The organism is Streptomyces sp. SID13726 (assembly GCF_010548375.1).
Classification (GTDB): Bacteria; Actinomycetota; Actinomycetes; order Streptomycetales; family Streptomycetaceae; genus Streptomyces.
Genome location: NZ_JAAGLY010000365.1, coordinates 1 through 467, shown reverse-complemented (window position 1 = coordinate 467; position 467 = coordinate 1). Strand labels below are relative to the sequence as shown.

At 67.5% G+C, this 467-nt stretch carries 1 protein-coding gene; it reads left to right on the top strand.

Translation table 11 applies throughout. The features are described 5' to 3' along the window. The coding region (locus tag G3I78_RS48095) for a penicillin acylase family protein (protein WP_164436938.1) at positions 1-467 on the top strand (467 nt) is incomplete at both ends.

The window sequence follows — 467 nt, the reverse complement described above, 5'->3', positions numbered from 1 at the left end:
GGCAGCGGCATCGGCTCCAACTCCTGGGTCGTCTCCGGCCAGTACACGACCACCGGCAAGCCGCTGCTCGCGAACGACCCGCACCTGTCCCCGCAGCTGCCCTCGGTCTGGTACCAGATGGGCCTGCACTGCCGCACGGTCTCCAACCAGTGCAAGTACGACGTCGCCGGCTACACCTTCTCCGGCATGCCCGGCGTGGTCATCGGCCACAACGCCGACATCGCCTGGGGCATGACCAACCTCGGCGCCGACGTGACCGACCTCTACCTGGAGCAGGTCCAGCACGAGGGCTACGTCTACGACAACAAGGTGGTCCCCTTCACGACCCGTGAAGAGGTCATCAAGATCGCGGGCGGCAAGAGCAAGAAGATCACCGTCCGCACCACCAACAACGGCCCGCTGATCTCCGACCGCAGCGACGAGCTCGGCACGGTCGGCAGCCGCGCCCCCGTCTCCACCTCGGCCCC